The organism is Sinorhizobium kostiense (genome assembly GCF_017874595.1).
Lineage (GTDB): Bacteria > Pseudomonadota > Alphaproteobacteria > Rhizobiales > Rhizobiaceae > Sinorhizobium > Sinorhizobium kostiense.
In genome coordinates, this window is sequence record NZ_JAGILA010000009.1 from 77341 (window position 1) to 97414 (window position 20074).

At 62.1% G+C, this 20074-nt stretch carries 18 protein-coding genes; 6 read left to right on the top strand and 12 right to left on the bottom strand.

What is annotated here, in order from left to right; genetic code table 11:
• Positions 1-91: 91 nt before the first annotated feature.
• Both J2Z31_RS25490 and J2Z31_RS25495 read left to right on the top strand, forming a co-directional pair.
• Positions 92-1165: a 2,3-butanediol dehydrogenase gene (locus J2Z31_RS25490; RefSeq protein WP_209605960.1), complete on the top strand. Its 1074-nt coding sequence runs from the start codon at positions 92-94 to the stop codon at positions 1163-1165.
• A gap of 63 nt (positions 1166-1228) precedes the next feature.
• Complete coding sequence (locus J2Z31_RS25495; protein ID WP_209605962.1) at positions 1229-3031, top strand: NAD(P)/FAD-dependent oxidoreductase; 1803 nt, start codon at positions 1229-1231, stop codon at positions 3029-3031.
• 410 nt (positions 3032-3441) lie between these two features.
• Here J2Z31_RS25495 and J2Z31_RS25500 read toward each other — a convergent pair whose 3' ends face one another.
• Entirely contained in the window at positions 3442-4311 is an 870-nt protein-coding gene (locus J2Z31_RS25500; RefSeq protein WP_209605964.1) for an SDR family NAD(P)-dependent oxidoreductase, read from the bottom strand.
• A 108-nt stretch (positions 4312-4419) separates the two neighbouring features.
• Here J2Z31_RS25500 and J2Z31_RS25505 point away from each other — a divergent pair, with 108 nt between their 5' ends.
• Complete coding sequence (locus J2Z31_RS25505; RefSeq protein WP_234939656.1) at positions 4420-5328, top strand: LysR family transcriptional regulator; 909 nt, start codon at positions 4420-4422, stop codon at positions 5326-5328.
• Between the two features lie 320 nt (positions 5329-5648).
• Here J2Z31_RS25505 and J2Z31_RS25510 read toward each other — a convergent pair whose 3' ends face one another.
• The 3 genes from J2Z31_RS25510 to J2Z31_RS25520 are packed head-to-tail and all read right to left on the bottom strand — an operon-like array spanning position 5649 to position 8426.
• On the bottom strand, positions 5649-6914 hold the full coding sequence (locus J2Z31_RS25510; protein ID WP_209605966.1) for a Zn-dependent hydrolase: 1266 nt from the start codon (positions 6912-6914) through the stop codon (positions 5649-5651).
• Positions 6911-7579, bottom strand: a complete 669-nt coding sequence (locus tag J2Z31_RS25515) for a TenA family protein (protein ID WP_209605968.1) — start codon at positions 7577-7579, stop codon at positions 6911-6913. Before J2Z31_RS25515 ends, J2Z31_RS25510 begins: the two co-directional genes overlap by 4 nt.
• 4 nt (positions 7580-7583) lie before the next feature.
• Positions 7584-8426, bottom strand: a complete 843-nt coding sequence (locus J2Z31_RS25520) for a BtpA/SgcQ family protein (RefSeq protein ID WP_209605969.1) — start codon at positions 8424-8426, stop codon at positions 7584-7586.
• Positions 8427-8450: 24 nt separating this feature from the next.
• On the opposite strand from J2Z31_RS25520, the gene J2Z31_RS25525 reads away from it, so the two are divergent.
• Entirely contained in the window at positions 8451-9350 is a 900-nt protein-coding gene (locus J2Z31_RS25525) for a PfkB family carbohydrate kinase (RefSeq protein ID WP_209605971.1), read from the top strand.
• Positions 9351-9375: 25 nt separating this feature from the next.
• Here the strand turns inward: J2Z31_RS25525 and J2Z31_RS25530 are convergent, their stop codons facing one another.
• The 6 genes from J2Z31_RS25530 to J2Z31_RS25555 are packed head-to-tail and all read right to left on the bottom strand — an operon-like array spanning position 9376 to position 15068.
• A complete protein-coding gene (locus tag J2Z31_RS25530) occupies positions 9376-10143 on the bottom strand; it encodes a glutamine amidotransferase (protein ID WP_209605974.1) in 768 nt (255 codons plus the stop codon).
• 39 nt (positions 10144-10182) lie between these two features.
• A complete protein-coding gene (locus tag J2Z31_RS25535) occupies positions 10183-11250 on the bottom strand; it encodes a phosphotriesterase family protein (RefSeq protein ID WP_209605976.1) in 1068 nt (355 codons plus the stop codon).
• Positions 11251-11255: 5 nt separating this feature from the next.
• Positions 11256-12260, bottom strand: coding sequence for an ABC transporter permease (locus tag J2Z31_RS25540; protein WP_209605978.1), 1005 nt, complete (start codon positions 12258-12260; stop codon positions 11256-11258).
• Positions 12257-13060, bottom strand: coding sequence for an ATP-binding cassette domain-containing protein (locus tag J2Z31_RS25545; RefSeq protein ID WP_209605980.1), 804 nt, complete (start codon positions 13058-13060; stop codon positions 12257-12259). Before J2Z31_RS25545 ends, J2Z31_RS25540 begins: the two co-directional genes overlap by 4 nt.
• Complete coding sequence (locus J2Z31_RS25550; protein WP_209605982.1) at positions 13060-14013, bottom strand: ABC transporter substrate-binding protein; 954 nt, start codon at positions 14011-14013, stop codon at positions 13060-13062. Before J2Z31_RS25550 ends, J2Z31_RS25545 begins: the two co-directional genes overlap by 1 nt.
• Entirely contained in the window at positions 14010-15068 is a 1059-nt protein-coding gene (locus tag J2Z31_RS25555) for a LacI family DNA-binding transcriptional regulator (RefSeq protein WP_209605984.1), read from the bottom strand. Before J2Z31_RS25555 ends, J2Z31_RS25550 begins: the two co-directional genes overlap by 4 nt.
• A 931-nt stretch (positions 15069-15999) precedes the next feature.
• Here J2Z31_RS25555 and J2Z31_RS25560 point away from each other — a divergent pair.
• Both J2Z31_RS25560 and J2Z31_RS25565 read left to right on the top strand, forming a co-directional pair.
• Entirely contained in the window at positions 16000-16299 is a 300-nt protein-coding gene (locus J2Z31_RS25560; RefSeq protein WP_209605986.1) for a DUF982 domain-containing protein, read from the top strand.
• 300 nt (positions 16300-16599) lie between these two features.
• Entirely contained in the window at positions 16600-16989 is a 390-nt protein-coding gene (locus tag J2Z31_RS25565) for a response regulator (RefSeq protein WP_209605988.1), read from the top strand.
• A gap of 210 nt (positions 16990-17199) precedes the next feature.
• Here J2Z31_RS25565 and J2Z31_RS25570 read toward each other — a convergent pair whose 3' ends face one another.
• Positions 17200-18696 (bottom strand): PAS domain S-box protein, encoded by a 1497-nt coding sequence (locus J2Z31_RS25570; RefSeq protein WP_209605990.1) that lies wholly within the window; start codon positions 18694-18696, stop codon positions 17200-17202.
• A 405-nt stretch (positions 18697-19101) separates the two neighbouring features.
• Positions 19102-19998, bottom strand: a complete 897-nt coding sequence (locus tag J2Z31_RS25575) for a LysR substrate-binding domain-containing protein (RefSeq protein ID WP_209605992.1) — start codon at positions 19996-19998, stop codon at positions 19102-19104.
• Positions 19999-20074: the final 76 nt, after the last annotated feature.

Below are 20074 nucleotides of genomic sequence, written 5' to 3' on the forward strand. Positions count from 1 at the left end.
TTTTGAAAACACTGCATTTTCCCGGCGTTCCGACTCTGGCACGGCCATTGCAGATCACTGGCGATCACAACGGCAGCGACCGGGAGGAAACATGCGAGCGCTCAGATTCTACGCGGCAAAAGATCTGCGGATCGAAGACATCCCGGCACCCGGCGAGCCGGCCGCGGGCCAGGTGCTGGTCCGAAACCGATTTGTCGGCATCTGCGGCACAGACCTGCACGAATATGCTTACGGCCCGATCTTCATTCCGAAGGAGCCGCATCGATATACCGGCGCCCACGGGCCTCAGGTCTTGGGCCACGAGTTCGGCGGCGTGGTCGAGGCCGTCGGCGAGGGCGTGACCTCGGTTCGCGCCGGCGACCGCGTTTCGGTGCAGCCGCTGATCATGCCGCGCGCCGGCGACTATTTCGCCGATCGGGGACTGTTTCACTTGAGCACCGATCTGGCGCTTGCGGGCTTGAGCTGGCTCTCCGGCGGCATGGCCGAATACGCGCTGCTCAACGACTACAATGTCGAGAAGATCCCCGACGGGATGACGGACGAGGAGGCGGCACTTGTCGAGCCAAGCGCCGTTGCGGTGTATGCCTGCGATCGCGGCGGCGTGACGGCCGGCAGCAGCGTGCTCGTCACCGGCGCCGGTCCGATTGGCGTTCTGACGCTGCTTGCTGCACGCGCAGCCGGTGCCGCAGAGCTCTTCGTTTCAGACATTAATGATGCCCGGCTCGAATTCGCGGCTTCGATCCTGCCGGGTCTGACAACGATAAATCCGCAGCGAGGCAGCCCGGGCGAGACGGTACGCGCCCTGACGGAGGGCAAGGTTGGCTGCGACGTCGCCATCGAGTGCGTCGGAAACGAGCACGCGCTCAAGGCCTGCGTCGACGCGGTGCGCAAGCAGGGTGTCGTCGTTCAGACGGGGCTGCATCCGCATGAAAACCCGCTCGACTGGTTCCAGGTTACTTTCAAGGACATCGATCTGCGCGGCTCCTGGGCCTATCCGACGCACTACTGGCCGCGGGTCATCCGCCTGATCGCCTCGGGCCTCTTGCCGGCGAAGCGGGTCGTCACCGGGCGTATCACCCTGGATCGCGCCGTGCCGGAAGGCTTTGACGCGCTTCTCGATCCGAGCGGCAAGCACCTGAAGATCCTGATCGATCTCATGAAGTGAGCATGCATTGCCGCGGGCGGATGAGGAGCCGCCCGCGCCAACCCAAGCAAAAAGGAGGAGACTATGCTTGAAGAAAGTCCCGGCATCCGCATCGACACCGCGCTTGCCAAGCTCGGCAAAGCCCTTGAACGGGGCGACATTGACGCAGCCGTCAACCTGTTCCAGGCCGATTGCTACTGGCGCGACCTCGTCGCCTTCACCTGGAACATCAGGACGTTGGAAGGACCGGACCAGATCCGCGACATGTTATCGAGCCAGCTGGCAGCCATCAAGCCGGCGCGCTTCCGCCAGGACGAGAAGGAACCGGCAAGCGCCAGCGACGGGTTGACCGAAGGCTGGTTCGAATTCGAAACCGAGGTGGCGCGCGGTTACGGTCACATTCGTCTGAAGAACGGTTTGATATGGACGCTCCTTACGACGATGACGGAGCTCAAAGGGCATGAAGAGCCGAAGGGCTTCAGGCGGCCGCTCGGCGCCGAGCACGGCCACGATCCCGACCGCAAGACGTGGAGGGAAAAGCGCGAAAGCGAGGCGGCGGAACTCGGCTACGAAACCCAGCCCTATGTCGTCATAGTCGGCGGCGGCCAGGGCGGCATCGCGCTCGGTGCCCGCCTCCGGCAACTGAACGTACCGACGATCATCATCGAGAAGAACGAGCGACCGGGCGACAGCTGGCGCAAGCGTTACAAGTCGCTCTGCCTGCACGACCCGGTCTGGTACGACCACCTGCCCTATATCCCCTTCCCGGAAACCTGGCCGGTGTTTGCGCCGAAGGACAAGATAGGCGACTGGCTGGAGATGTACACCAAGGTGATGGAGCTCAACTATTGGACCTCGACCACCTGCAAGTCGGCGCAATACGACGAGGCGAAGAAGGAATGGAAAGTCGTCGTCGAGCGTAACGGCGAGGAGCTGGTCCTGCGGCCGAAACAACTTGTTCTGGCGACCGGCATGTCGGGCAAGCCGAACGTCCCGAAACTGAAGGGCCAGGATATTTTCCGCGGCGAGCAGCAGCATTCCTCGCAGCATCCCGGTCCCGACGCCTATCGCGACAAGAAGGCGGTGGTCATCGGTTCCAACAATTCCGCGCACGATATTTGCGCGGCTCTCTGGGAAGGCGGTGCGGACGTAACGATGGTGCAGCGATCGTCGACCCACATCGTTCGGTCGGACACGCTGATGGAGATCGGGCTAGGCGACCTCTATTCCGAGCGGGCGGTTACTGCGGGCATGACGACGCGCAAGGCCGACCTGATCTTCGCATCGCTGCCCTACAGGATCATGCACGAGTTTCAGATCCCGCTCTACGAGAAGATGCGCGAGCGCGACGCGAAGTTCTATGCGGACCTGGAAAAGGCCGGCTTCATGCTCGACTGGGGCGCCGATGGCTCCGGCCTGTTCATGAAGTATCTGCGCCGCGGCTCCGGTTATTACATCGATGTCGGCGCCTGCGATCTCGTCATCGACGGCAGCATCAAGCTCAAATCCGGCTCCGACGTCAGCCACCTGACCGAGGACGCGGTGGTCTTGAAGGACGGCACCGAACTTCCCGCCGATCTCGTTGTCTATGCCACCGGCTATGGTTCGATGAACGGCTGGGCCGCCGACCTTATCTCCAAGGAGGTCGCCGACAAGGTCGGCAAGGTCTGGGGGCTCGGTTCCGACACACCGAAGGACCCCGGTCCCTGGGAGGGCGAGCAGCGCAATATGTGGAAGCCGACGCAGCAGGAGGCGCTCTGGTTCCATGGTGGCAACCTGCACCAGTCGCGGCACTATTCGCAGTATCTTTCGCTGCAATTGAAGGCCCGCGCCGAAGGTATTTCGACCCCCGTATACGGCTTGCAGGAGCGTCACCATTTGTCTTAATCGGGAAACGCCAGCCGGCCATACCGTCGGCTGGCGTGCCACTTTCGTTCTTAAACCAAAATTCAATCGCCCTTGGTGGTGGACACGGCAGGATCCGGACGTGAACCGATTTCAATGGGGTCGGCAGTTTCGATTCTTTTCAAAACGAGGGATCCGCAGTCTGGCAAAGAAAAAGTGTTAAGGTCGGGTTTGCGCGATAACCGCGACCGGCGATCGCGAGCCGGGATGCCATTCCGGCCGACACCGTTCGCGCCGACGAGGGCGCTGGCTGAAACGTTATAGCCACCCGCCGACCCCGCTTCGATGCTGAAGGGGAGACCGGCGGCAGGAGATCTTATCGGCGTTGATCCGATGGACGAGCGCAAAGCAGGGCGGAGATCAAAGCCGTCCTAATAGCCCCCAGCCCGAGTTCAGGCAAGATCACCACCATCGATCCCGATGACGTGGCCGCTGATGTACGAACTTGCGTCGCTGGCGAGAAAGACCACCAGAGAAGCCACTTCCTCCGGCGTACCGACGCGGCGCATCGGGTAGGGGGCAACGAGCTGTTCCGTCGTCACTTTCCAGTCGCGCCGCACTCGCTCCAGCATTGGCGTCTCGATGGGTCCGGGTGCGATGGCGTTGATGCGCACCTGCCGGCCATACTCCTGAGCGGCGGCGCGAGTCATGTGGATGACAGCGGCCTTGGAAGCTCCGTAGGCGACGATATTCGGGAAGGCGTGCCGGCCACCGATCGAGGCTGTATTGATCATGGCGCCTCGTGATTGCACGAGATGCGGCAGTTCGTATTTCATCGCGACGAACACGCCGCGTAAGTTGGTGGCGATCTGGTCGTCGAAACCGGCAATGTCCGTGTCGGCGATTGGTGTCGGCGGCAGGTCGATGCCGGCATTGTTGAAGGCGATGTCGAGGCGGCCATAACGCCCGACGGCCTCGGCCACGAAACGCTCGACTTGAAGCGCATCACGCACGTCCGATTTGATGTAGGCAACGTCCCCGCCCGTGGCGCGCAGGCGGCTCTCTACCTCGCGCCCGAGCGCTTCCCGCCGACCATTGAACGCGACCTTGGCACCGGCCCGAGCAAGGGCGCCGGCAGTCACCGCGCCAATTCCGGACGTGCCGCCGGTCACGATTGCGACCTTGCCCTCGAGAATACGAGGGTTTTGCGCCATCGCGGGTGCCGCCGTGAAGGCGCCGCCGGCCGCTGCGCCAGTCGCGAGCATGCCGGCGACAAGGTGCCTGCGCGGAATCATCATGTCGGGTGTGATCTCGTCGGTCATTGCTCGTCTCCTTTCCTCTGCTATGGATAAGAAGGCTAGTCGAGAGTATTCGCCGGAAAAATGCGTGTCTGCTTTCAGGATTTTTAAGTCTGAGTTTATAATCGCCACATGAGCCTGCGATCGGATCCATTCTCTGGCCTTTCGGCCTTCCTCGCCGTGGCGGAGGCGGGCGGCTTCACCGCGGCGGCAGCGCGGCTGGATGTCTCGTCGGCTGCCGTGAGCCAGGCCGTGAAGGCTCTCGAAGAGAGGCTTGGCACGCCCTTGTTCATTCGCACGACACGGCGCGTCGGGCTGACCGAGGCGGGTGCGGCCCTGCTGGCGCGCGTCAATCCCGCTGCGGCCGAGATCATCGCTGCCGTCGAGCAGGCCGCGGCAACGGACGAGCCCTCGGGATTGCTGCGCCTTACCGTGCCGCGCATGGCGGTGCCGCTTGTCATCGAACCGGTCATCCCCGCTCTGAGACACGCTCATCCGCGAATCGCGATTGAGATCGCGGTCGAGGATGCAACGGTCGACTTGCCCGGGCGCGGCTTCGATGCCGGCATCCGCATCGGCGAATATATCGAACGCGACATGGTCGCGGTGCGTCTTACGCGCGACATCGCCTGGTCGGTCGTGGCGAGCCCGACTTATCTCGCCGCGCGCGGGACGCCGCAGACACCGCAGGAGCTGACGACTCACGAGGCGATCCGCTACCGTTTTCCGCGGTCGGGCGCCCTCTACCGGTGGGAGTTCGAGCGGGACGGCCGCGCCTTCTCCGTCGATCCGCCCGGCAGCTTGATCGTAAACGATGGTGCGCTGCTCGTTTCCTGGGCGCGCGCCGGTCTCGGCCTCGCCTATGTCGCCGACATCGCAGTTGAGGCTGAATTGCGCCACGGGCAACTCGTTCGCGTTCTCGAAGCGTTCCTGCCGACGACGCCCGGCCTCCTTCTTTACTTCCCGCAGCGCGCACAGATCCAGCCAAAGCTGCGCGCCTTTATCGATGTAGCCAAACAGGTGCTGCAGTCGATTCGATGAGCAGAAGCAGACGGCTACGAAGAGACAATGCTTGTGCACCGGCGGAATGGTAGCGACCAGGGCCATGTCTGCCTGAGGCGCACTCTGCAGGAGATGAGTGGAACAGTACGGTGCCACGACCGTTGATCGAGCGATCTTGCGTCCTGGCTAGAAGGTGTGGGGCGTTGACTGATTTCCGGATTGGCCTTGGGGTTCGCCTGAACAACGAGGATCGGACCGCCGGCCGCAATGACATCTTTGATCTTGACCGACCGCTGCCACCGACTCAACGGGGCAAGTTGCCTGCGCCCGCAATTCAGCAGAAGTCGCATCAAGGCTCGTCAACTGCTTTCCGCCGATGCGATCGCACGCATTGCTTCCAAAGTCGAGGCAAGCAACATTTGCGCGCCGGTGGCTGCGTCGGCCGGCTCGACATATTCCGCCTCGTTGTGGCTGAGGCCGTCGCGGCAAGGCACGAAGATCATTGCGGCCGGCGCCACGCGGTTGACGAACAAGGCATCATGAAACGCGCCCGAAATCATGCGCTTGACCGGAAGCCGCAGCGTCGCCGCAGCCCGGCCGAGGCAGTCGAGGAGGTCTTGCGAGAACGTGGCTGACGGCATCTCGAAGAACCGGCGGAACACGGCGTCGCAACCGTGAGCCCCAGCGGCGGTCTTGCAGGTGCTGCGGACTTTCGCTTCAAGCGCATCGATGACCGAAGGTTCCGGGTGCCGTAGGTCGACCGTGAGTATGACTGAGCCAGGGATCGCGTTTACCGATCCGGGCTCCACCGCAAAACGGCCGACAGTGAATCGAGCCCGTTCGTCCCCCGGCATGATGCTCTTGAACAGAATGTCGAGCGCCGCGACCGCAGCCGCCATCGGGTCGCGGCGAAAGCCGAGTACTGTCGTCCCGGCATGCGCCGCCTGGCCGGTGATCGTGATCTCGAGCCACCGTGTCCCCTGGACGCCATGAACGATGCCGATGGGTATGCCTTCCCGTTCCAGCGAAGGACCCTGTTCGATATGCAGCTCGAGATAGCCCGATATCCGGAAGCCGAGCGGCCGCATCTCGGCCTCCGGCAGTGCGTCGAGCGTGCCCTTGAGCTCGGCAGCAAAGAGTGCTCCGTCCCTGCCGCGAAGATCCGACCAAGCCCCCGGTATCGCGCCTGCCGCGAAGGCCATGGAGCCCATGGTACCGGGAGCGAACCGGCTGCCTTCCTCATTGGTCCATGCCACGACTTCGAGGGGGAGATCGGTCTCAAGGCCCGCATCCTCCAGGCTCTCGATGACCTCGAAGGCGCTCAAAGTGCCGAGCGCCCCGTCGAAGCGGCCGCCCGTCGGCTGGCTGTCGAGATGGCTGCCGATGACGAAGGGCGGCCGGTCGGCGAGGCGGCCCTCGCGACGGATGAAGAGGTTTGCCATCGGATCCTGAAACACGCGAAAGCCGCGGGCCCGTGCGAGTTCGGCGAGCAGGCGACGCGACTGCCTGTCCTCCTCCGACAGAGCCTGACGGTCGACGCCCCCGGCGGGCGTCCCGCCGATCCGGGCGAAGTCGTCAAGCCGCTGCAGGAGGCGCTGAGCGTTGGTCGTGACCTCTAATGTCATGCGGAATCCCCCGGCCTTGCTTCATAGGGCGCGTCGTGGAAGGCAATCTCGAGCCGCTGCACGCGGCCGAAGATGCCGCTGAGCCGTGCACGCTGCCCGGCACTCAATGTGGCACCAGCCTTGTCGAGTTCGCCTTTTAGCCAGCTGGCCTGAGCCGCGAACTCATCATCCGCATGCATGGCGACCCACTCCTCGAGCAGCGGGTTGCCGGTCACGCAGCCTGCCGCCGCTTTCGACCAGGTCCAGTACATCCATTCGGCCGCGAACATGCCTGCGATGATGTCGAGGAATGCGCCCTCGCGCGCGATTTCCAGCATGCCGTTTCGGAATGCCTCGCCCCCGGGACGGTTAAGATCATGGCCCGCAGGGTCGATGCCGCGCTCGGCAAAGGTCTTCTCGAAATAGGCGATCTGCCGGTTGGCGAGCGCATCGAGCACAGCAATGAGCCAGCGTTTCTGATCAATCGTCTCGGCTTTCGCCACTCCATAGGAGAAGATCGCAATGGCGGTGTCGACGAATGCGCCTTCGAAGACGAGATAGCGATCGAAGACTTCGCCGCCCAATCGGTTTGTCTTGATATCCTCCACGAAGCGATGGTTCACCATGGCCTGGTATACGGCCGCGTTTTCGTCGAGCATCTGCTCGGAAAGGGTCGCCGACGACACCGCTTCACGCCTCCAGGATGGCGGCCGCCGCGGCGCGCAAGGTCCGCACGCGACTGATATCGACCGGGTTCCACCACACCCCGCCCTGCTTCAGCGAGGAGGCGACGATCACGCCGTTGGTGCGCTTCAGGATTTCGACGACATTATCCTTCGTCACGCCGGAGCCGACGAGAAGCGGCAAGTGGGTCGCCGAACCGATTTCCTCGATCTCGTCAAGCGTGGCGGCATTGCCCGTGCGTTGTCCGGTGGCGATGACCACATCGGCGTCGAAGAAGGCCAGATCGCGCGTCAGCTCCCCGATCGGGCGGTCGGCGACGATCGCGTGGCTGCCGTGCTTCACATGACTGTCGGCGAAGACCCTGACATGCTCGGCGCGCAGCAGTGACCGGTAACGCATCGCCTCGGCCGCGCGCCCTTCCATGAAGCCTTCATTGGCGACATAGGCGTTTGCCCACTGATTGACGCGAATGAATTTCGCGCCGCCCGCCATAGCGATCGCGAAGGCGGGGATAGGGGCATTGGCGAGCACGTTGATGCCGAGCGGAACGCCGACGGCGCGGGCGATGCGATCCGTGACCACGGCCATGAAGGCTGCGGTCTCGTGGCCGATGTCCTCGGGCTTCGAGAAGGGGATGTCTCCGTGGTTCTCGATGATCAGGCCATGCATGCCGCCTTCGACCAGCGCCTCGGCGTCGCGCATGCAGGCATCGTAGATCCCCGCCATTCCGGCACCGCGATACCGCGGCGCCCCCGGAAAGGCCGGGCAATGGATCATGCCGATCAGAACCTTGTCAGTCCCGAAAATTTCCCTTATGGCGCTTGATGATTTGTCGGAGATTTCCTGCATTTCCTGCCTCTCAAAGGTTTGTTCATGCGCGCTTACGTCATCGGCAATGTCACTATCGACGAGACCATTGCCGTATCCGAAATGCCGGCCGCCGGAGCGTCCATATTGGGCCGCCAGCAGTCCCGCGATCTCGGCGGCAAAGGGGCGAACCAGGCGGTGGTCATGGCGCGCTGCGGACTGCCGACGACGCTCGTCGCCGCGATCGGCGAAGGCTTCCGTGCCGTGAGCATCCGTGAGGCGCTGGGACAGGAGCCCGTCATCAGCCGTTTCGTGCCGCTTGCCGGCCGATCGAGCGATTTCTCGATCGTCCTGACCACATCGGACGGAGAGAATCTGAACGTCACCACGACCGATGCCGCCGAGAATCTTGGGCTTGCCGATGCCGTCGCCCCGCTTGCCGAGGCCGCTCCCGGCGACCTGGCGGTACTGCAGGGCAATCTAACTGACGAGACGACCCGCGGCGTTCTGCAACAGGCCCGCGCCCGCGGCATGGTCACCGCCTTCAATCCGTCGCCGCTGCGCCCGTTTTTCGCCAACCTCTGGCCGCTCATCGACTTCGCCTTTCTCAACGAGGGAGAAGCTCTGGTGCTTACCGGAACGGGCGGCGAAGAAGCCGCCCGTAGGCTGATTTCAAGCGGCGTCCGAGCGGTCGCCCTCACCCTCGGCGGCAATGGCGCGATGCTGGCGACCGGTGCCGGCATCATCCAGGTTCCCGCCGCTCCCTGCACCGTCGTCGACACCACGGGCGCCGGCGACACCTTCATGGCCGTCGCGCTCGCTTCTGCGGCGCTGCGCCGTACCGAACTCGACCGAACCGCCATCGAACAGGCGGCGCGGGCTGCCGCCATTACCGTCAGCCGCCCGGGAACACGTTCGGCCTTCCCGACCGGCGACGAGCTCGCGGCGATATTCGCCGCAGGCTGACGAGCGTGACGGGAACGCCTCGATTTCAGCGCGCGCCTTCCGTCATCCAGCCGAGAATATTCTTCCATAGCCGGCCGTAGCCCTCCCATTCGCAGAAGGCCGGCGACAGCCAGTGCGGGCCGATATCGGAGGTCCAGGCGGCGGAGCGACCCTTGCCGTAGCTGCCGAGAATAAGCAGCGGATGTCCGCCCTGGTCTTCTGGAAGACGGGCGATCACGTCGGCACCATTCTTGACTTCGACCTCGTTCACGCCGAGCAGCGGCGGCCATTGGCCGGAAAGCCCCGCCATGACCGGGTGATCCGGCTTGACGACATCGGCAACCGCGCCCTCGGGGATCTCGACGCGATCGTCATAGGGCAGGCAGGTGACCGGCAGCGTGTCCTCGACGGGCGTCCGCCGCCAGCGTGCCTTGCCGTCGATGCCTTGGAAGGAGAAATAGCCGCCGATCATCAGGAGCCCGCCGCCCTTCTCCACCCAGGCCTTGATGAGCTTCAGGCGGTTAGGCACGGTGCGTGAGTGAAGCCAGACGTCCGGCGGCAGGAGAAGCGAGTTCGCGCCGATGTCCGACAGGATGATCGCGTCGAAGGCGTCAAGCCCCGCCATGTCGTAGGGGAACTTGTCCACGGCCTCGTGCGCGGTCATGTAGGTCAGTTCGAATTCGCTGCCGGCGAGCGCCTTGACGAGCGGCTCCGCACCGAGGTGGAAGGTCACGCTGCCGAACTGGTCGAAGCCCTTGTAGTGGGTGGCGGAGCTGACCCAGCTTTCGCCTACGAGAAGTACTTTCTTTGTCATCGTCTATCCGTCTGTCTTGAATTTCGTTTAGGGCGATAATCAAGCCCGGGCTTGGAATACGGAGCGGGGATTCCCCCGCATCATCCGTTCGAGAACCGCGTCTTCAAGTCCATGGCGCTTCAGGCGCGGCAGGAAATGGCGCAGCACATAGGCGTAGCCGTTGCCGCCGTAGTGCGTCAGCATCATCTTGAGGAAGACATCGTGCGACAGCAGGATTCGGTCGAGATGCCCGGCCTCCACCAGCCTGACAATGGCGCGCGCCGCCTCCTCGTCGCTCGGGCATTGGACCTGCTGGTCGGCATAGAAGAAATCCATGCCGATCATGTCGTATTCGATGAAAGCACCACGGGAGGCGAGCTCGCTCTGATAGGTGAAATCGTCGTGCGAGGGGTTCATGTGGCAGAGCACCGCGTGGCGCAGATCGGCGCCTTCCTCGGTGACGATGTCGAGCACGCGATGGCCGAGCCGGAACCAGCCGGGCAGGTGCACCATCAAGGGCAGCCCGGTCCTCACCTGCGCACGCGCGGCGCCACGCAGCGATTTCTCCTCGGATGGGGTGAAATCGGCCGAGACGCCAATCTCGCCGATGAGGCCGATCCTGACGTCCGTGCCCTCCGCACCATCTACGGCCTCGCGGACGATCTCGTCGGCGATTGCATCGGCACTCATTCCGGCGACCTCCGCCGGATGAGAAGAGGCGAGGTAATAGCCGGCCCCCATCACGATATTGAGCCCGGTCGCCTGGGCGATGCGCCGAAGCGCCAACGGATTGCGACCGATGCCCCGGCAGGTCGGCTCGACTACGGTCCGGCCGCCGGCGGCGGCGAATGCCTTGAGTTCGGTGATCGCCAGCGGTTCGTCGTCGAGCGTGATGTTGTGCTTGCTGACGAACGGGTCCTGCCTGAGTTCGCCGAGGATCTCCATGCAGACGAGGCCCTCCGCAAGATATTGCCGCTCCCTGGTCGTCGGCGCGTGCCACCAGCAACGGCAATCATTGAGGATGTGCTCGTGCATCAGCGTGACGCCAAGCGCCTCGGCGGCGATGGGTCCGTTCACAGTCATGACCTGGCCGGAGCGGATATGTCCTTCTGACCATTCGCGGCCCATGGCGCTCACTTCCTTCTGCCCGAGCCGAAGCTGAAATTGGTGGTGAAGATGCGGGTGTTGAGCCAGATCGCAATCAGGATGATGGCGCCGGTGACGATCTGCGTGAAAAACGGCGAGATATGCATCAGGATGAGACCATTGCCGATGACAGCGATCGTCAGCGTGCCGAGAATGGTGCCGAGAATGGTCCCGCGCCCACCCATCAGCGACGTGCCGCCGAGGACGACCGCCGCGATCACCTGCAGTTCGAAGCCGACTGCCGCATTCGACGAACCGGAGCCGAGGCGAGCGGCGATCAGAAGCCCGGCGAGCGCGCAGGCGACGCCGGATATCAGGTACACCGAGGCGATGATCCAATTGGCCGGCATGCCCACACGCCGCGCCGCTTCCATGTTCGAACCGACGGCGACGACCTGGCGGCCGTATTTCGTCGCCCGGATGACCACATAGCCCAGAACGGCGATCACGATCGCGATCAGGGCTGGTACGGGAAGTCCGAGAAGTTCCCCGCGACCGAGCGCGAAGAAGCCCGGCGCATCCTTGATCGGGATCGAATAGCCTTGCGTCAGGTAGAGCGCGAATCCGCGCAGGATGGACAGACCGGCAAGCGTGACGATGAAAGCTGGAATACCCTGGTAGGCGGTGAACCATCCCTGGAGGAAGCCGACGAGCGCGCCAAAGGCGAGCATGACGATAACGACGAGCGGCCAGGGATATCCCATTGCTAGGATGATCGCTGCCACGGCGTTGACGAGCGCCACCTGCGAGCCGACGGAAAGGTCAATGCCGCCGGTAATGATGACGAAGGTCATTGCGACCGCGACAATCAGGATAGGTGCCGCTTGGCGGATGACGTTCAGGATATTGCCGAGCGCCATGAAGGTGTCGGTCGTGGCGCTGAAGAACACGAGACAGGCGAAGAAGAAGAAGGCGATCGAAAGGACCTGCGCGTGTTCGGCGAGGAAATCCGCCGCCGCCGAGCCTTGCGCGCGTTCGGTATAGGTCGTCATTGCTTGGATCCTTCCCCGACGATGAGTTTGACGAGGTCCTCGAGGTCCGTCTTGCCGATATCGCGTTCGGCGACCTTCGTGCCTTCGTACATGACGGCAATGCGGTCGCAGACGCGGAAGAGGTCCTGCAGGCGGTGCGTGATCAGGATCACCGATACCCCCTTTGCCTTCACCCGGTTGATCAGCGCGAGCACGGCCTCGACTTCGGCGACGGCGAGAGCCGAGGTGGGCTCGTCCATGATCAGGACCTTGGGATTGAAGGAGGCGGCACGCGCGATGGCGATTGCCTGGCGCTGGCCGCCCGAGAGCTTCTCCACCTTGGCGGTCAGCCGCGGGATGCGGATCTCGAGCGCATCGAGCATCTTGCGGGCTTCCGCCAGCATCGTCGCCGTGTCGAGGAACGGCCCCTTGCTGATTTCGCGGCCAAGGAAAAGATTGCCGACCACGTCGATGTGATCGCAGAGGCTCAAGTCCTGGAATACCATCTCGATATTGAGACTGCGCGCGTCAGCGGGGCCGGAGAAGCGGACCTCCTTGCCCTCAATCGCAATTGTGCCGTCGTCGGGGATGTAGGTCCCGGAGATGATCTTCGTCAGTGTCGACTTGCCGGCCGCGTTGTCACCGACAAGACCGAGACATTCCCCTGGATAGAGGTCGAGATCGACACCGCGCAGCGCCTGATGCGAGCCGAAGATCTTGCGGATCCCTTTAAGAGATACCCGCGGCGCCGGGCCAGCGCGGGAGGGCGAAGCCCCCCCGACACCGGATACAGCCGCGATATGCTGTGTGCCTGCCGCCATCACTTGAAGACCGTGCGATAGGGTTCGACATTGTCCTTCGTGACGATCGTCACGGGGACGGCGATGTTCTTCTCAACGGTTCCGCCTTCCGAGACTTTCTTCAATGCATCGACCGCCGCGGCGCCCATTGCGGCCGGATCCTGCTGGATGACGGCGGCCACGTAGCCGGCATCGATGCCGGCGATCGCCTGGGCCGTCAGGTCCCAGCCGAAGATCTTGATGCTGTCCTGCTTGCCCTGGCTTTCGACCGCGGCGATAGCGCCCATCAGAGCCGGTTCGCCGGTGGCATAGATGGCAGTCAGGTCCGGATTGCCGGTGATCAGGTTTTCGGCCGCCGCGAGTGCGGTGTCCTGGACGTTCTGGCCGTCCACGACACCGGCGACGGAGACGCCCTCGACGCCTTCGAGCGTCTTCTCAAAGCCCTTCTGGCGGATGTTCTGGATAAAGGAGTTCAGTGCGCCGACGATGCCGACTTTGGCTTTGCCGTCGGCATTGGCCTTGATGTGATCGAGGAAGAATTTACCCATATCGGCACCGGCCTTTTCATTGTCGACGCCGATCTGAGCCTTCTGCGGCCCTTCCGGGAGGATCGCGTCAATCGCGACAACCGGAATTCCGGCTTCGGCGGCCTGATTGACGGCCGGCATGATGCCGTTCACGTCGATCGCAACGACAGCGAGCCCGTCGACCTTCTGCTGAATATAGGTTTCGATGGCGCTGTTTTGAGCGGCCGGGTCATTGTTGGCGTTGAAAATCACCAGCTTCACGCCAGCAGCATCGGCCGCCTTCTGCGCGCCCTCGTTCATCTGGTTGAAGAAGAGCGCCTGCTGGTTGATCTGCACGAGCGCGAAGGTCTTTTCCGCGGCGGAAGCGGGCGAGAGAGCGCCGACGGACGCGAGTGCGGTGAAACCGAGCGCGGCGACGAGAGTTCTGCGTTTCAAATTCCACGTCATGTGCTTGTCCTCTGATGGTTCTCGTTGCGGTTTATTTGTCTCGTGGGCGGGGCAACGGATCTCCGCACAACGATTTCGACCGGCAGGAGCGTTTCAGACGCACGCGGCGCCTCCTGCCAATTGGTTTCAAGGAGCAGCGCGACGGCGCGTTCGCCGATAGACCGGACCGGCTGGCGGATCGCCGTCAGCGGTGGAGCGAAGAGATGCAGCGGCCCGACATCGTCGAAGCCGATGAGGGAGACGTCATCGGGGATAGATACGCCTTCTGCACGCAGGACCTCGATAAGGCCGATCGCGATTTCGTCCGAGCTTGCAAAGATCGCAGTTGCGGGTCTCTTGTCCGCGAGAAAGCGCCGCGCCGCATCTCGGCCAAATTCGATTGTGTACTCGCCGTGATAGATCGAGATGTCCGCCGGGCTCCCGCCGGACTCACAGATCGCCCGCTCCAGGCCCAGCTGGCGGCGGCGGGAACTGATCATCGTCTCGGGACCGCCAATGAACAGGACTCTCCGATGCCCGTGCTCGACCAGATGCTGTCCGGCAAGGTAGCCGCCGTGTTCGTTGTCGCAGAAGAGTTTGGGCGCCTTCGCGTCAGGGACGTCTTCGTCGGCGATGACGACCTTGCCGGTACTATTGATCAGCGCAGCCAACTGTCCGGTGTCCGGGTGGTTGGTGACGAAGATCAGCCCGTCGACATGATTGCGCTCGATGAGCTGCAGATAGGCGACCTCGCGTCCTGGGCGGTTCAGCGTTGCATAGAGCGAAACCGCAAGTCCGAGCTTGTCGGCTTCCGCCTCGACGGCGGCGACCAAGGTCGCAAAGAATGGGTTGGCGATGTCGGGAACGACCAGACCGATCGTGTCGGAGCGGCCGCGGCTCAGGCGACGAGCATGCGGGTTCGGTTGGTAATTGAGATCGCGGATCGCGTCCTCGATGCGCTTTTTCGTTTCCAACGGCAACTCGAGAGATCCGTTCAGCATCCGCGACACCGTTGCCACAGAAACGCCGGCCGCCGCCGCCACATCCTTGAGACTGGTCACCCGTTCCCGCGCCACCGTGCCCCCGATGCGTTGTAAAGCGCTTTAGTAAACCGATTTACAAGCAAAGCGCGACCACGATGCTCTTGTCAAGATCTAATTTCGGTAGACCGCCGGGCGCCGCAGAACCGCGGTGTCCCTTGTCAGCGAACCGTAATTACACGTTATAAGAAAAGTGCGTAATTCTTATAGACGGATTTCTGATGAAGACGAGGACCCGCGCCGGGGAATTCGCGGCGGCACAGGGTACCGCAAGAGCCTTGGCCGCGTGTTTTCCGCTGTAGGGGAGCGCAGGAACAATTGACTGCCAAGTGCGTTGCGCTAGGCGTCTAAGTTCTCCTCTCTGTGGTCCCTGGAGTGCCCGCCACATCTCTTCGCGGGCACACCTCTTTTGATTTCCGATTTAATTAAAATCGATCAGCGCTTATAGTGGAGGCAATCGTCTCTCGTGACCACGGATGTACTGGCATGAGGTGACGGCAGAAAGGTCGGTTCAACCCGGCGTTTTTGTTGCTTCCCGCCAAGGAACGGTTGTCCACTCCTCTCTCTGGCTTCGTTCCCCAATAAGCCGGTCGCGATCGGCCGTGCACGAGGCAAGAGCGAGCTCAAGTTCGTGGGCCATTCTGGAGTCGTAACCGCCGTTCCTTGTTGAGTTCGGCGACGATCTCGCGCTGCTGGGCCACATATCGTTATGACGCCGCCTTCGGGGCTGCCGCTTTCGCAGAACGCATGAAGCGAATGCAGTGGGTGGCTTCCCACACGAAATGACCTTTGCGGAGCCTCGCCTTATTTGACTTACCCGAACGGCTCCTATCCCCACGATGAAGCATGGGGGAAGGTAGGCGCGTGCGCGCATCACCCATGGATAGCATCCGGCAAAGCAAAGGGGTGCCATGGAACGAGTCGCGCTTGTGGCGGGTTATTTTGATGAAAAATTCGGGAGGTTCCAGTGAAGGAAGCTCTTTGGCATATACCTCTGTCGATAACTCTCCAGAACGGCATGCCTCGCGTATTCCGTGGTCCCTATGACGCTCTCGATTTTCTGGAATATGAGTGGCCGAACCACAGCAGGTGGCGCCACCGGGCGATACGCGACTGCCGTGCCGCCCTTTCAGGGATCGTCGCCGCGGAGATAGCAAGAGCGTCGTTCGCGGCCGCCTGCGCGGAGGCGTCTTTGGCACTTAGAGACGCCCACGCCGCCAGCCGTTCCGAGGCGTCTGCAAAGGCGGCTGCCGAGCGGCAACATTGAGGAGAGCTGCCGAATCCGCCGTGCAACGTGCCCAGGCGGAGCCTCATGTGGGCGACCAGGAAACCAAGCGCGTTTGCGAATTCATCCTGCAACAGAAAGTCGCAATGGCCCAATGGCTGGATGAACACGCGACCATCACCCGCAGGTTTCTGTAAACCTAGTCAGCAGGGGTTGACGCAAAGCAGAGCAAGGTGGTCATTGAACAGTTCATGTTTATCATGACGCGTGACCAAAAGATGGGAACTGTTTGCCTCCGCCCCACGTTGATGATGCCAACGTCGCATTTTATGGTGGGGGGCCATGGCGGTCACGATACTACTAGCCGACGACGAGTCGCTGTTGCTGCTTGATTTCGAACAGGCGCTCACCGAGGCCGGATACCGCGTCGTGGCCGTAACTAGTGGCAAGAGGGCGTTAGAAGTCTTGGAGGCCGCCGAGCTAGTCGTGAACGGGGTAGTTACCGACATTCAGTTTCGCGAGCCGCCGGACGGTTGGGACGTTGCACGGGCCGCGCGCGTGGCAAATCCCGCGATCGCCATCGTTTATATGAGTGGGAACAGCGCCATCGATTGGGCATCAAAAGGTGTTCCGAACAGCATCATGCTCGAGAAGCCCTTCGCCATGGCACAGCTGGTGACGGCGATCTCTCAGCTGCTCAATGGACGGTCAATTGAGCCGACGCCTCCCTAGCAAGTGGAACGCTTGCCGTCGCCGATTAGCGACATAGACAGCCAACGTGATCTGCAGCGCCTGCGGCAAAGTATCTGCGGAGGACGCCCGAGCGAGACGCCAAACAAAAGTAGGGCGCAGAAGAATTACAGGTATGAAAGTAAGGGTAGCTCCGGCGAAAGAGCCGCGGGGTAGGATTCTCGACTTTTGTGAGGTCGAGGTCTCGCGTTTCTAACTCGCGAGACGGTCCGCGGATAACAGCATTCGGATGGTCAATCCGTCCGAGCTAAAATCATGGATTAGTTCCGCGTCAATCTGCGCAGCTGTGGCCTTTACCAGCATGCTGCCAAAGCCCTCTCCTTTCTGAAACTTACTCGGCGGTCCGCCGCATTCACGCCAGACAAACGAACAGCGATCGCCTTCTATTGTGCATTCCACGTCAACTCGGCCACCGTGCTTGGATAGGCTGCCATATTTCGCTGCATTCGTGGCGAACTCGTACAGCAATAGCGCAACGGGTGTAATCGCATTACCACTCACGCGTACGTCGGCGCCAGTAATCGTGAAGCAGCTCTCAACCTCTCCCTCGCGTTCATAGGGAGACAGGATGGTCCTGACGAGGGAGTGCAAGGTCGTGGCCGGCGCTTCTCCAAGATCATTGGCGGCATGGCGCGTCAAGGTCAGAGAGTGGGCACGGGCGAGTGCGTCGAATTGGTTGCAAACCGCCAAAGCCAAGGCACTGGGTGAAGTAGCGGATCGAGCGCTAACGCGGACGATACTGCTGGCCACGGCGAACAGATTTTTTATGCGATGTTCCATCTCGCTGAGTAAAATTTGCTGCTGTGCCTGCGCTTGGCGGCGATCGGTAATGTCGCGAGCGATGAAAGAGACGCCCATGAGCGCTTCAGCCCGGTCCAAAATTGGCGAGACCGTCAGCGAGACATCGACCTGGCTTCCGTCATTGCGTTGCCACACCGTCTCACAGTGATTGTCGCGTTCACCCTGGCAGACCCGCATGAGGACAGCCGCTGCTCGTTCGTCCGGCACAAGCTCCGCTGCTTCTTTTCCAACCGCCTCACCCTGCCGATAGCCCAGCAGCCGCTCGGCACCGGCATTCCAGCTGGTGATGATGCCGGCCAAATCACATGTGAAAATGGCATCGCTCGAGGATCGCACAGCGGCATTCATTCGACGGGCGTTGTCGTCAGTCACTTGGCGGTCGATGCTGAAGCTCAGTTGCCGTGCAATCGTTAGCGACAGCTGAAGCTCGTGCGCCGTGAAACCGTGGGGCTGGGCGTAATAGGACATGAATTTGCCAATCACCCCGTCGTCGATCGTCGTCAGTGGAATGAACGCAAGGGCGCGGATTCCTTCGCTTAGGATAGTCGCCTTCAGAGCTTCAGGCATATCTGCAACCTGAACGCTGCCGACGGTGATCGGTTGAGCTGTCCGATCGCCGGGTCTCCAGGGAGAGTGCCCGCTCACCGCCTGCCGATAAGCAGCAGACAGGCCACGCCAGGCAACGAACCTCATGGCGCCGCTATCGTCGAAGCGAAGGATCGAGGCCCGAGTACATCCAAGCCCGTCAGCGATCGCATCCAGAGAAGCACCATAAACCTCGGTCATCGATCGCGCTCGATAAAGCCGATCTGTGAGACGAAAGAGCACACCTTGTTCGTAGGCACGCCGCGCAAGTGGTTCCGCGAGGCGAGCGCGCTCGTCCTTCATTTCACGGTTCCCCCGGAGACGACAGTTCAGGAACACCGAGCCCGAAATGCGAGGAATGCCTCAAAATACTACATTCGGCACTAGGTTGCAAAGCAGCCCCGAGCCATCCCACTGCTGGCCTGGACTGGCCGTCAGCTTCGGGAACGACGGGAGCGAGATCGATGCTCGCATGACGGGCCATTCCGCATGGGCGAGATCACGGGGAACACCTCGTTATTGGTAGGGATCAGCTGATCGGTGGATCGCCATGAAAAAGGGCGCGACTGGCTTTGGGAAAGACCGAAACGAGGCCGTAGTATCCGAAGTCCTCCAGCACGGTGCCCCATTTTCCGATCTTGAACCGGCCCGATCCCTTGCCCCCTCGGCAGCCGACAGTTCCCGTCGTGGCGACTTCGAGCCCTCGCACTATGAAACATGACCTACCAGGAAATCGATGAACGCGCGCACCCTGGCGGCCAAGTGCTCATGGCCGGCGTAGACGGCATGAATTGTCTCAATGTCTCCGGGGTTGTAGTCCTGAAGAAGTGGTACAAGCAATCCGGTGTCGATATCCGCCTGGACATGGAATTGTCCGACCCTTGCGATGCCGGTACCCGCAATGCAGAGCTGGCGCATGGCCATGCCGCTATTGACAGTCGTGTTACCTGACACTGGGATCCGCCGGACTTCTTCCTCGCCTGGATCGCGGAACGGCCATTCGTTGAGGCTCCTGCGGAAGTTGAAGCTGAGGCAGTTGTGGCCGGCAAGCTCCTGCGGCATTTGCGGCGTCCCGTGCGCCTCGAGATAGGCGGGGGAGGCCACGACGACCCGGCGGCTCTCCAGGAGTTTCCTCGCCTTTAGGGATGAGTCGCTCATGCTGCCGGAGCGGACCGCGATATCGGTCCGTTCTTCAATTAGCCCGATGACTCCATCTGTCAGGGAAATATCGAGTTCCACCTCCGGGTAACGGGCGAGGAACTCTGGAATGAGAGGGAGAAGATATCTTTCGCCAAAACCGAGCGATGCGTTGACGCGCAGTAGCCCTCGGGGCACGACTTTGCCACCGCTCGCCACCATTTGTTCTGTTTCTGTTATCTCTGCCAGAATGCGGCGGGCACGGTCGAGATAGACTTCTCCCTCCGGCGTCAGCGTAACAATCCGGGTGGAACGTACAAGCAGCCTCGTTCCGAGGCGGTCCTCGATCCGGCTCACTAGCTTGCTAATGGCCGACGGGGAGAGCTTCAGCTTGCGTCCTGCGGCGGAAAAGCTCTGCAACTCGGCAGCCGCCACAAAGACCTCCATCTCACCAGCGCGGTTGTCCACGGCTCGTTACCTGTGAATTCGGTTCAAGTGTCCTTATCCACTTAAGTCGATTATCACACAAGTCGTGCTCGCGCAT